This window comes from Kribbella sp. NPDC004138 (assembly GCF_053603655.1).
Genome location: NZ_JBSGFZ010000012.1, coordinates 59,746 through 72,289, shown reverse-complemented (window position 1 = coordinate 72,289; position 12,544 = coordinate 59,746). Strand labels below are relative to the sequence as shown.

Sequence of the window (12,544 nt, the reverse complement as noted above, 5' to 3'; positions counted from 1 at the left end):
GACGTGAGACAAGGAATACCGTGTCCCCACACACCATTTGGTGTTCCCGGTTCTGTCAGCGGGAGTTCTCGGAGCGCCAGGCGACGTAGTGGGCGACGGCCTCGGCCGTGTCGTACTGCGGGATGAAACCGGTGTCCGCGGTGAGGCGGCTGATATCCAGGTGCGGGCCCGGTTGGCCGCCGGGTTTGCTCGGGACGTTGAGCGCGTCGGCGAGGTCGCCGTTGCGCATCGGCCGACCGCTGGAGACGTTGTACGTCGTGTGGTTGAGCCGGTCCGCCGTGATGAGCAGGGCGATCGCGCGGCCGGCGTCGGGCGCGTAGCACGAGTCGCCGCCGTCGTCGGCGTACAGCGGTGCCGGCGTCTCGCCCCGCAGTACGGCGCTGACGTACGGCGGGATGAAGTTGAACGGGGACTCCGGATCCATCAGCGGCCCCCACGTCGACCCGATCCGCAGTACGACGGGGTGGACGCCGGTGCCCTGCAGAGCGTGAGTGGTGATCGGCTCGACCGCCTTCTTGAACGCGACGATCAGGTGCGGCAACTCCGCGTCAGGTAGCGCGAGCCCTTCGTGCCAAGGGCTTTCGCCCTGCCCGATGTACACCCCGAGGCTGCTCGCGACCGCGAATCGCCGTACGCCCCAGACCCGCGCCGCGTCGAGCGCGTTGAACAGGCCGGTCATGTCGGCCCGGAAGTACGCGACCGGATCGTCGGCCGGGACGCTGCCGGCGAGATGCACGATGTCGCTGACGGCGTACCGCTCCCCGAGCGCGAGGAACGCGTCCCGGTTGGTCACGTCCAAGGACTCGACCACGACCTTCCCGTCGAGGAACGACGGCACATCACCTCGGCGGTGCGACGTGACGACGACGTCCTCGCCGAGATCGAGCAGCGCGCGGGCGGTCTGGGCGCCGATCATGCCGAGCCCACCGGTCACAAGAATCATGCCGCGACGCTACGAGCGGTACGCCGTCCGCGTCTTGAACGAATCCCGCACGATCCCCACCTGGCGCCCACGACGCGCTGTTCCACGACGCCGCGCGCCCGCAGACGTTGCAACCCGGAGCGGAAAGGTGGTTCTCGATGCACTGGTGCGCCTTCTAAGCTCGGGGAATGGCCAGCAAGCCGGATGAGACCCGGGACGGGGTCGACCTGACCAATCTGGATCAGCCGCTGTTCGACGGGGCTGACGCCACGAAGCGGGACCTGGTCGACTACCTCGACGCCGTGCACGAACGGATCCTGCCGGAGCTGCGCGGGCGGCCGTTGTCGGTCGTGCGGATCCGGCCGGGACAGCCCAAGTTCATGCAGAAGAACGTCCCGAAGTACACGCCCGACTGGGTGCAGACCGTGCAGGTGTGGGCGGAGGCGTCGAAACGCCAGGTCTCGTACGCGTTGTGCGACGACCGCCGGACGCTGCTGTGGTTCGCCAACCAACGCGCTGTGGAGTACCACCCGACGCTGATGCGTGCCGAGCGCTGGGACCGCGTCACGCACCTGGTGCTCGACCTCGATCCGCCGGAGGGGGAGACGTTCGCGATGGCTGTCCAGGCCGCGCTGCTGGTGCGGCAGGCGCTGACCGACTCCGGGCTGGCGGGGGCGGTGAAGACGAGCGGTGCGAAGGGCGTGCATGTGATCGTGCCGATTGTCGACACTGTGACGATCGAGGACGCGGCGGCCGCCACGCGGGCGATCGCGGCGCGTGCCGAGAAGATCGACCCGTCGATCGCGACCACGGCGTACATCAAGGAGGACCGGCACGGGAAGGTGTTCGTCGACTCGACGCGGTCAGGCGGTGCGACGGTGGTCGCGGCGTACAGCCCGCGGGTCCGTCCCGGTGCGACGGTGTCGTACCCGGTCGGCTGGGACGACCTGGAGAACGTCGCGCCGCGCGACTTCACCGTGCGCAACGCTCCCGCCCTCCTCGCCGACCGCGACCCGTGGGCCGAACAGCTCCCCGCGCCGCAAGCCATCCCCGACGACGTACTCGAGGAAGGCCACGCCATCCCGGTCGCCCGCGTCGCCGCCATGCACGAAGGCAAACGCCGCAAACGCGCCCGCGAGGCCGAACAGGAGAATCCACCCACCTGATCCGCACACGCACCACACCGACGGCCGGAGTCTGGTTACTCCTGGGATGTCGTGAGGTCGAGGGCGTGGCGGCGGACTGGTGGTGTCGGGTGGTTGCGGAGGGCAACTAGGAGGGCTCGCCAGTCGGGTGGCCAGCCGGCTCGGGGGCCGGCTGTGGTGAGGAGGGCGTGGGCCAGCAGGCCGGATGCCAGGTCGGGGGATCGGACGAGGGACTCGGCGACGGGGAGTACGGCGGCGGGTGTCCAGGTCGTTTCTGTTGCGGACAGGCGGGCGCGGACGAGGTCGGCGGCCGTGGCCGCGGCGAGAGCGTCGTCGGTGATGAGTTCGCGGAGCTCGTTGGTGAGGACGCGCAAGTCGTCCTGTGAGAGGACCAGGAGCTGCAGACGGAGCTCGAGAAGGTCCGCTCCGGCAAGCTCAGAAGCGATTGCTCGCAGGTGGCTGCGGACGTCGGCGGAGCGGTTGGCGAAGTGAGCAGACAGCTGACGCATCAGATACGTGAGCCGCTGCCGCGCCGGGTGATCTCGGTCCGGCAACGCGTCCGGCAGCGATGGATCCCGTTCGAGACGCACCAGCAGCCGGACAGCCTCGACCACCTCGTCCAGCCCCGCGGGCGCGTCGGTAGCCAAGAAGGAGACCAAAGCCGAGCCCGCGTCCCGCCACACGCGACTACGCAGCTCCAGCCGGCTGATGAAGTCCGCACACACCCGAGCTGCAGCGGAGTTGTACCGCGCCCACCCCCGCAGCGCGTGCAATGCCGCCCCGACAACCTCAGGCTCGGCCCGTGTCGTCACGGCGATTAGCAGGTCGGCGTACCGCGAGCGATACGCCACAGGTACGTCGTACGGGCGCCGCACAGTCAACGCCGTGGCGGTAGCCGGCGAGTCGTGAACTGCCTGCTCCAACACAGCCCACGCCGCCGGGTCGTACAGCAAGTACTGCGACACAGTCCGCGCAATAGCCGCCCGCACATCCCGATGCGCACCGGACCACGTCTCTGTGAGTACGGCGCCGGCCCCCGGCGCCCTGAGCTCACCGAGCAGCCGCACGGCCTCTTTCCGCGACGTGACCTTCACACCGTCGCCAGAAAGCACCGGCTGGAGCAGCCCGGGCAGCCGACTCGGCCGCACGAACCGCGCCGCCCGGGCAGCAGCGTAAACAGCAACCCGCGCGCGATCGTTGCCCACATGCGCGAGCAGCAGCGGCATAGCCAAGTCAGGTCGTTCCGTCCACGCCAACGCGGCCAGCGCGGCCTCCTGCAGCAGTACGTCGGAACTAGCGAGAAACTCGTCCAACGCGGCCCGCCCCGCCACCGGCACGCGCCCCAGCGTCTTCACCGCCAACGCTCGATACCACTCCGGCATCCGCTCGTCGCGTGCGACGCCGACCAGCAACTCGGCGTACCGGGCCTGCTGTCGTGGCAACCACTGCCGCAGCGCGTAGCTCGGCACCTCCCACGCGGCACTGTTCCGGTCGAACCGGCGGATCCGGTCCGCCGCCGCGAACACCTGGTCGAGCAGGTCGGTGCGCAACTCGGTGACGACCCACCACACCGGATGCCAGCGGGCCATCCGTACGTCGCGAGCAATGATCTGCTCAACGCGGGCCGAGCGGGTCGCCGGTGCGTCCAGCCAGAACCGGCACGCGGACTGCACGGTGTGCTCCTGGTTCGACCAGACCGCCTGCTCCAGCACCTCCTGCAACGGCTCCAACGACCACGCGCGACGGCCGAAGGCTCCCGCCACCGCAAGCGCCAGACCGAACTCGTTCCGCTTCGCCGCCGCCTCGATCGAAGGCCGCAGGACGTCGTACACCTGGACCTCACGCCCGCGCGGCAGATCGTCGACCAGGCCGTACAGGCTGAGCGAGCCCGTGTTCTCGGACAACCGCGCGTGTGCCTGCAGCCCCCATTCCAGTACGCCGGGCCGGTCGTCGACGGCGCCGCGGACGACGGCGTGCTCGGCCAGTTGCGTCAACGCCCGCCGCGTCGCCCAAGAGACGTCTCGCGCCGCCAGCGCATCCGTGAGCAACAAGTCCAGCGACTCGAGTAGCGCGTCCGTCACCAGCGTCGGCGGCAACTCCACGACAGCCTGTACGGCGTTGAGTCGCACCATGTCCTGGTCGTTGCGGACCCGGCCGGCCGCCCACGTAACAGCCTGCACGACCTGCTCCGGCTGCCTGCCGTACCCGGCGGACCGGATCGCTGCCTGGTACACCGAGCCGCGCACTGCCGCATCGGGATCACGGACGTCCGGCTCCAGCAGCGCAAACGCCTCGTCAAAGGGCAGATGACCGGCGACACTGCGCCGCCACGCCCCATCTGAGCTGGCTGGCAGTGTCAGCATCCGGCGTGTCTGCTCAGCACGCACAGTGTGTGGCAGTGCCTCCAACAGCTCAGTACTCAGCTGCGCCTGACCCAGGTCGACATGTTGTGTGACCGCGGCGAAGATGACAGCGCGCCGGGACGGTGGCAGCACGCCCAGGATGCCGCCGAGCTGCGGCCAGAGGACCCGGCCGAGACTGACGAGGTCCTCATCGGAGTACCTGTGCAGACGGCGCCGGAACGCCGGCGTGAGGGCCCGCGACACCATACGGCGCCGGTCAGGTGCCAGCAGCAGCTGCAGCACGCCCTCGGGATCCCGGTCCGTCAGCGGACCGAGGACGTCGAGCACTGCGATCGGGAGGTCGTGCGCGGGGACGGCCTGCTTGATCAGCTCTACGTCGAGCGCTGCAGTGACGCCATGGCCGACGCCTTGCCACCACTCGTCGTCAGCCGGAAGCGTCTGGCGCGCAAACGCCAGTACTGCGTCCGGGTGGTGCTTCGCGAGCTGACGCCAACCACCTGGCGTCACGCAGTACGCCAGTTCGGGCAGCAGCCGCGCCACAGTCTCCTGGTCCGTTGCGGCGAGCAGTGCCGTCGCCGCCACGTCGCCCCACCGCGCGCGGTGCTCGTCGATCAGCCGTACGGCGAGATGCTCGCGCCGCTGTCGCCGTACCAGGGAGACCAGCTTCGACCGCAGTGTCGCGGGCGCGTCGTCGTACGCGATGCGCAGCTCGTCGTCCGTGACTGGCACCCCGCGGGCGACCGCCGCGAGCGCCCGGCTCTGCACGGCCGGATCCGGGTCGCGCAGCATCCGGCTCACGTACGCCGCCTGGCGCGTGACCTCGGCGATCTGCAGACCGAGGACGCGCTCGAAGGCCGAGCCGCGAGCCAACTCGTCGAGGAGCCCGGTCAGCTCCGGCGCCCGGTCGGCGAGCAGGCGTGCGCGCTGTCCGCGCGAGAGTCCGTCGATCGATCGCAACAGCTCGGGCAGGCGCATGCGCCCATCCTGCCCAATGGGTGGTGTCAGGCCTTCGCCGACGCGTCCAGGATCATGGTTGCGGCTTCCCGGGCGCGCAACGCGGGGTCGGCCGAGCCGGAGATCGCGGCCCGGGTGATCGCGCCCTCGCTGAGCAGGATCAGGTGGTCCGCGAGCCGGTCGGCATCGTCCGCGCCGGCCTCCTGGGCGAGCTCGGTGAGAGCCTGCCGGAACCCTTCCTTGTGCCGCGAGGCCATCTCGGCGACCCGCGGCGATACCGCGCCCAGCTCACCGAACGCGTTGATGAACGCGCAGCCGCGGTAGTCGCGCTGGCTCGACCAGTCGTAGAGGAAGTCGAACACCGCGAGGATCCGCTCGCGCGGATCGGTCTGCGCCTCGACGTGCTCGGCGAGCATCGACTTCCAGAGCGCGTCCCGGCGGTCCAGGTACGCCTCGATCAGGGCGTCCTTGGACGGGAAGAGCTGGTAGAGCCGTTTCAGCGACACCCCGGACGCCGCCCGGATCGCGTCCATCCCGACCGCCTGCACACCACGCTCGTAGAACAGCGCGTCGGCCGCGTCCAGCACCTGCTGCTGCGCCGTCGCCGTGTCCAGAACCATTCCCGCCTCCCGGGGTGACCCGCGCCACCTTGCGCGGAGAACCATCGTTCTCCTACAGTAGCAAACGCACCGGAGAACGAGCGTTCTCCGCAATCGACAGGAGGATGACCATGACCGTTCTCGAGCCCGCCGCCCAGGCTTTCGCCGATGCGACCGCGAAGCCCCCGTTCCTGTTCCAGCTGTCGCCCGAGGAGGGCCGCAAGGCCGTCGACGAGGCGCAGACCACCGACTACCCGAAGCTCCCGGTCGACGAGGAGTGGGTGACCGCGGCGGACGGCACGAAGGCGCGGATCGTCAAGCCGCAGGGTGCGACCGGTGTGCTGCCCGTCATCCTCTACATCCACGGCGCCGGCTGGGTGTTCGGCGACGCGCACACCCACGACCGGCTGGTGCGTGAGCTCGCCGTCGGCGCGGGCGCCGCGGTGGTGTTCCCGGAGTATGACCGCTCGCCGGAGGTGCGCTACCCGCACGCGCTCGAGCAGAGCTACGCCGTGGCCCGCTGGATCATTGCCTCCGGCAAGGAGCACGGCCTGGACGCGCAGCGGCTGGCGATCGCGGGCGACTCCGTCGGCGGGAACATGACGGCCGCCGTCACGCTGCTCGCGAAGGAGTGCGGCGACGTGAAGTTCGTCCAGCAGGTGCTGTTCTACCCGGTCACGGACGCGTCCTTCGACACCGCGTCGTACCGGGAGTTCGCCGAAGGGTACTTCCTGCAGCTGGACGGGATGAAGTGGTTCTGGGACCAGTACACGACCGACGAGAACGAGCGGAACCAGATCACCGCGTCCCCGCTGCGGGCGACCACCGAGCAGCTGCAGGGACTGCCGCCGGCGCTCGTCATCACCGGTGAGGCTGACGTACTGCGGGACGAGGGCGAGGCGTACGCGGCCAAGCTGCTCGAAGCCGGGGTGCCGACGACCGCGGTCCGGTTCGCGGCGATCATCCACGACTTCGTGATGCTGGACGCGCTCCGCGACACCTACGCCGCGAACGCCGCCATCGAGCTGGCGATCTCGACCCTGCGCAAGGCGCTCAACTGATCCGTTCGAGCTCCGCGAACGCCTCCGCGAGTTTCGGCAACGTGTAGTGGGCATTCAGGCCGCTCGGGTTCGGCAGCACCCAGACTCGGGTCGTGCCGATCGTCCGGTCCTGCTTGCCCACTGTCGCTGTCCGTTCCCCGAAGGCGTCCCGGTACGCCGTGACGCCGAGGACCGCCAGCCACTCCGGCTGGACGTCGAGGACCTTCTTGACCAGGTTCTCGCCGCCCGCGACGAGCTCGGCCCGCGTCAGCTCGGCCGCCTTCGCCGACGGCCGGTCGACGACGTTGGTGATCCCGAGCCGGTAGCTGAGCAACTCCTGCTGCTCACTCGGGTGCAGCTGCCGGGGTGTGAACCCGCTCAGGTGCAGCGCGGGCCAGAACCGGTTCCCCGGCCGGGCGAAGTGATGCCCCGTCGCCGCCGACATCAGTCCCGGGTTGATCCCACAGAACAGCACCCGCAACCCGGGGGCGATCACATCCGGAATCCCGTCCACGCGCCAGACGGTACCGCCCCACCACGATCGGCGGCCGACCAGCACGTAGGTTGGGCGCATGCCTGACTTGTCTGCGCGGTTGAGCGAGTTGGCGGTGGCGGCCGAGGTCACCGGCGCGGTGCTCGGGATCTGGCACGACGGCGAGACGACCATCGCGCCGTACGGCGTCCTGAACGCGGGGACCGGCGTCGAGACCACGGCCGACTCCCTGTTCCAGATCGGCTCGATCAGCAAGCCGTGGACCGCGTCGATGATCGTGCAGCTGGCCGCCGAGGAGCGGCTGCGGCTGGACGACCCGATCGTCGAACTGTTGCCCGAAGCGCCGGTCGATCCGCGGATCACGGTCCGTCACCTGCTGACCCACACCAGCGGCATCGACGGCGACCTGTTCACCGACACCGGTCGCGGCGACGACTGCCTCCAGCGGTACGTCGCTCTGCTCGCCGGCGTCGACCAGCTCTTCGAGCCCGGTACGGCGTACTCGTACTGCAACGCCGGCTTCGTCCTGCTCGGCCGGCTGATCGAGGTGCTCGACGGCCGGACCTGGGACGCGTCGCTGAAGGCCCGCCTGGTCGAGCCGCTCGGCCTCGCCCACACGGTGACCCTGCCGGAAGAGGCGATCCTGGAACGCGCCGCGGTCGGTCACCTGGCCACCGACGGCTCGCGGGTGAAGACGTGGCAGTTGCCGCGCAGCATCGGACCGGCCGGGACGATCAGCGCGAGCGCGGCCGACCTGCTCGAGTTCGCCCGGATGCACCTGACCGACGAGCGGTACGCGGCCATGCAGGAGCCGCAGGTCCCGTACGCAGCCGGCATCGGCGGCTTCGTAGACCTCGGCCTGACCTGGCGGATCTACGACTGGGGCGGTCGCCGGCTGTTCGGGCACGACGGGTCCACGATCTCGCAGCTGGCGTTCCTGCGGATCGACCCGGAGGCGCGGCTGGTGATGTGCCTGCTGACCAACTCGGGCAACGGCACCCGCCTTTTCGAGCCACTCGCGTCCGAGGTGTTCACGAAGTACGTCGGGGTCGCGCATCCGCCCGCACCCGAGCCGATCGACGTACCCGTCGACGACCGTCACGCAGGGCGGTACGAACGCGCCAGCGTACGGCTCGACGTCGCGAAGCGTGACGACGAGCTGGTGATGGTCTACACCGCGACCGGCGACCGGCTGCTGTTCTCCGAGGACCCCGAGCACGAGTACGAGCTGCGCCCGACCGCGCCGGCCGACGGGGACCATTTCGTCACCCGCGAGTCGCCCGCGCACCCGTGGGTGCCGGTCACGTTCCGGCCCACGCACGTATTCACCTCGGGCCGGGTCACGCCCAGGCGGTGAGATAAACCGCTCGCGATTTGGGGTGACCGAGCTAACGTCATCAGGGTGACTAGTGCACCTGCTGAACTTCCTCGTAAGGCCGGTGACCTCCGGGCCGCCGGATATCTTCCCCGGTCGATCAAGGCCGAAATCCGCGACAACCTGCTGAAAGAACTCCGGGCCGGGCGTGATCCCTGGCCCGGCATCGTCGGCTTCACCCGCACGGTGATCCCGCAGTTCGAGCGCGCCCTGCTCGCGGGGCACGACGTCGTCCTGCTCGGTGAGCGCGGTCAGGGCAAGACCCGGCTGCTGCGCACGCTGGTCGGTCTGCTCGACGAGTGGACCCCGGTGATCGACGGCGCGGAGCTGCCCGAGCACCCGCTCGACCCGATCACGCCCGCCTCCCGCCGCCGGGCCGCCGAGCTCGGTGACGACCTGCCGGTCGCCTGGCTGCACCGCTCGTTGCGGTACGCCGAGAAGCTGGCCACTCCCGACACGTCGGTCGGTGACCTGATCGGCGACGTGGACCCGGTGAAGGTTGCCGAGGGTCGCAGTCTCGGCGACCCGGAGACCATCCACTTCGGGCTGGTGCCGCGCTCGCACCGCGGCATCGTCGCGATCAACGAGCTGCCCGACCTCGCCGAGCGGATCCAGGTCGCGCTGCTGAACGTGATGGAGGAGCGCGACATCCAGGTCCGCGGATACACGCTGCGGCTGCCGCTCGACGTGTTGCTGGTGGCAACGGCCAACCCCGAGGACTACACCAACCGCGGCCGGATCATCACGCCGCTGAAGGACCGGTTCGGCGCCGAGGTCCGGACCCACTACCCGCTCGACATCGACGCCGAGGTGGACGTGATCCGGCAGGAGGCCGAGTTCACCGCCGAGGTCGGCGAGCCGCTGCTGGAGGTGCTGGCCCGGTTCGTCCGGCACCTGCGGGAGTCGACGGCGATCGACCAGCGGTCCGGGGTGTCCGCCCGGTTCGCGGTCGCCGCGGCCGAGACGATCGCCGCGGCCGCGCTGCGCCGGTCCGCGATCACCGGCGAGGAGCCCGCGGTGGCCCGGCCGGTCGACCTCGAGGCGGTGCCCGCCGTACTGCGGGGCAAGCTCGAGTTCGAGCCGGGGGAGGAAGGGCGCGAGATCGAGCTGCTCGAGTACCTGCTGCGCCGGTCCGTCGCCGACACCGCCCGCGAGCGGTTCGCGGGTCTCGACCTCACCCCGCTGGCCCACGCTGTTGCCGATGGCAACCTTGTGACGACGGGTGAGCGGGTGCCCGGCCGGGAGGTGCTGGCCGCGCTGCCGGAGCTGCCGGTCCTGCACGACGTCGCCGCGCGCGCCGGCGTGGAGCCGGACGACTCCTCCGGCCGGATCGCCGCCGCGGTCGAGCTCGCCCTGGAGATGCTCTACCTGTCGAAACGGGTGGCGAAGGACGCCGACAACGACACCACGATCTACGGTGCCTGACGTGTCGGCGTCCATCCCGGAAGGCTGGTCCTACGGGCCGTGGCACGACGGGCCGGATCCGCTCCAGGCGCCCGCGGACCTGCGGGACGCCCTGGACGAGATCGGCCGGGACGTCATGAACGGCTCGTCGCCGCGGTCCGCGCTGGAGGAACTGCTCCGGCGCGGCACCCGGAACACCCAGGGCCTCGACGACCTGACCCGCCGGTTGTGGGAGCGCCGCCGCGAGATCCAGCAGCGGCACAACCTCGACGGCACCCTGCAGGACGTCCAGCGGTTGCTGAACGAGGCGCTGGAGGCGGAGCGGCGCGAGCTGTTCCCGAACCCGTCCGACGACGCGCGGTTCAAGGAGGCCGAGCTCGACGCGCTCCCGTCCGGTACGGCGGCCGCCGTACGGGAGCTGGCGACCTACCAGTGGGAGTCGGCGGAGGCCCGGCAGAAGTACGAGGAGATCCGCGAGCTGCTCGGGAAGGAGCTGCTCGGGTCGCGGTTCGAGGGCATGAAGGAGGCCCTGCAGCAGACGACGCCCGAGGACGTCGAGCGGATCAACGAGATGCTCACGGACCTGAACGCGCTGCTCGCGGCGCATGCGCAGGGCCGTCCCGACGTACCCGAGCTGTTCGACGAGTTCATGGCCAAGCACGGCGAGTTCTTCCCGGAGAACCCGCGGAACGTCGACGAGCTGATCGACGTCCTCGCGCAGCGGGCGGCCGCGGCGCAGCGGATGCTGAACTCGATGACGCCCGAGCAGCGGGCGGAGCTGATGGAGCTGTCGCAGCAGGCGTTCGGCAGTCCGCAACTCGCGCAGCAGTTGTCGCAGCTGGACGCCCAGCTGCAGGCGCTGCGGCCGGGGGAGGACTGGTACGGGTCGGAGCAGATGAGCGGCGACGATCCGCTCGGTCTCGCCGACGGCGCCCGGGCGATGTCCGATCTCGCAGAGCTGGACGCGCTGGCCGAACAGCTGGCGCAGTCGTATCCGGGGGCGCGGCTGGAGGACATCGATCTCGACGCGCTCACCCGTCAGCTGGGCGACGAGGCGACCGTCGACGCGCGCCGGCTGAGCGAGTTGGAGCGGCAACTGCGGGACCAGGGCCTGATCGAGCGGGCGCCGGACGGCTCGCTGCGGCTGTCGCCCAAGGCGTTGCGCCAGCTCGGGCAGACCGCGCTGGCCGACGTACTGCGGACCGCTCGCGGATCCGGTGAACGGGACGCGGCCAACGCGGGCGCGGCCGGTGAGTTGAGCGGGTCGTCGCGTCCGTGGGAGTTCGGCGACACCCAGCCGTGGGACGTGCCGCGCACCGTGCGGAACGCCGTACTGCGGACTGCTTCGCGGAGCGGTTCGGTGAAGCTCGACGTCGCGGATGTGGAGATCGCGGAGACCGAGCACCGGGCCCGGGCCGCGGTGGCGTTGCTGGTCGACACGTCGTGGTCGATGGTGCAGGAGGGCCGCTGGCTGCCGATGAAGCGGACGGCGCTCGCGTTGCACCAGCTGATCTCGACGCGGTACCGCAACGACGCGCTGCAGCTGATCACCTTCGGCCGGTACGCCGGGGTGGTCGAGCTGCCGCAGCTGATCGGTATGGAGGGCACCTGGGAGCAGGGCACGAACGCGCACCACGCGCTGCTCCTCGCCGGCCGGCACCTGCGGCGGCACCCGGATGCGCAACCGGTCGTGCTGATGGTGACGGACGGGGAGCCGACCGCGCACCTCGAGCCGGACGGTACGGCGGAGTTCTCGTACCCGCCCGAGCCGGCGACGCTCCGCAAGACGATCTTCGAGGTCGACCGGCTCGCGAAGCTCGGCGCCTCGCTGACCGTCTTCCGGCTCGGCGACGACCCGCGGCTGAACGCGTTCGTCGACCTGCTGGCCCGCCGCAGCGGCGGGCGGGTCGTCGCGCCGGACGCCGACGGTCTGGGCGCCGCGGTGGTCGGCGACTACCTCCGGACTCGCCGGAAGCTGTAAGCCCAACAGAGAAGAGCGGACCTTGGACCCGGGACATCCCGGTCCAAGGTCCGCTGCGTTGTGGGCGGATCGCTGGTTGACTGGGAATCGTTGGAAACAGGGTCGGTTGTCCTGCGTTGTCAACGCTGTAAGGGTTTTCCGGCCTTCGAGCTGTGGGAAGCGTCACGTCGCGATAGTGAGACCAGTGTTCAACTGGACTGATTTTTGGGCTTACTCTGAAAGCACGCCCCCGCCGCCGGAGTCGACGGGCCAGCGGGCCATCTTCCCG

The 12,544-nt window shown here is 70.2% G+C and carries 9 protein-coding genes; 5 read left to right on the top strand and 4 right to left on the bottom strand.

The genetic code is table 11. The features are described 5' to 3' along the window. Positions 1-55 precede the first annotated feature (55 nt). On the bottom strand, positions 56-943 hold the full coding sequence (locus ACWEOO_RS18495) for an NAD-dependent epimerase/dehydratase family protein (RefSeq protein ID WP_452144013.1): 888 nt from the start codon (positions 941-943) through the stop codon (positions 56-58). Positions 944-1,110: 167 nt separating this feature from the next. Here ACWEOO_RS18495 and ligD point away from each other — a divergent pair, with 167 nt between their 5' ends. Further along, entirely contained in the window at positions 1,111-2,088 is a 978-nt protein-coding gene (ligD, locus tag ACWEOO_RS18490; protein WP_452144012.1) for a non-homologous end-joining DNA ligase, read from the top strand. Positions 2,089-2,123: 35 nt separating this feature from the next. Here the strand turns inward: ligD and ACWEOO_RS18485 are convergent, their stop codons facing one another. Both ACWEOO_RS18485 and ACWEOO_RS18480 read right to left on the bottom strand, forming a co-directional pair. Continuing rightward, on the bottom strand, positions 2,124-5,405 hold the full coding sequence (locus ACWEOO_RS18485; protein WP_452144011.1) for a hypothetical protein: 3,282 nt from the start codon (positions 5,403-5,405) through the stop codon (positions 2,124-2,126). A 26-nt stretch (positions 5,406-5,431) separates the two neighbouring features. Beyond that, complete coding sequence (locus ACWEOO_RS18480; RefSeq protein WP_452144010.1) at positions 5,432-6,004, bottom strand: TetR/AcrR family transcriptional regulator; 573 nt, start codon at positions 6,002-6,004, stop codon at positions 5,432-5,434. A gap of 110 nt (positions 6,005-6,114) precedes the next feature. Here ACWEOO_RS18480 and ACWEOO_RS18475 point away from each other — a divergent pair, with 110 nt between their 5' ends. Next, the gene (locus tag ACWEOO_RS18475; RefSeq protein ID WP_452144009.1) at positions 6,115-7,044 is read left to right on the top strand and encodes an alpha/beta hydrolase; all 930 of its coding nucleotides are present in this window, start codon (positions 6,115-6,117) and stop codon (positions 7,042-7,044) included. Here the strand turns inward: ACWEOO_RS18475 and mug are convergent. Then, positions 7,037-7,597 (bottom strand): G/U mismatch-specific DNA glycosylase, encoded by a 561-nt coding sequence (gene mug, locus ACWEOO_RS18470; protein ID WP_452144008.1) that lies wholly within the window; start codon positions 7,595-7,597, stop codon positions 7,037-7,039. The genes ACWEOO_RS18475 and mug overlap by 8 nt on opposite strands. Here mug and ACWEOO_RS18465 point away from each other — a divergent pair. The 3 genes from ACWEOO_RS18465 to ACWEOO_RS18455 are packed head-to-tail and all read left to right on the top strand — an operon-like array spanning position 7,596 to position 12,276. Then, the gene (locus ACWEOO_RS18465; RefSeq protein WP_452144007.1) at positions 7,596-8,873 is read left to right on the top strand and encodes a serine hydrolase domain-containing protein; all 1,278 of its coding nucleotides are present in this window, start codon (positions 7,596-7,598) and stop codon (positions 8,871-8,873) included. The two genes, mug and ACWEOO_RS18465, sit on opposite strands and share 2 nt — an antisense overlap. Before the next feature lie 45 nt (positions 8,874-8,918). Further along, positions 8,919-10,316 (top strand): sigma 54-interacting transcriptional regulator, encoded by a 1,398-nt coding sequence (locus ACWEOO_RS18460; RefSeq protein WP_452144006.1) that lies wholly within the window; start codon positions 8,919-8,921, stop codon positions 10,314-10,316. Between the two features lies 1 nt (position 10,317). Further along, a complete protein-coding gene (locus tag ACWEOO_RS18455; RefSeq protein WP_452144005.1) occupies positions 10,318-12,276 on the top strand; it encodes a hypothetical protein in 1,959 nt (652 codons plus the stop codon). Positions 12,277-12,544 lie beyond the last annotated feature (268 nt).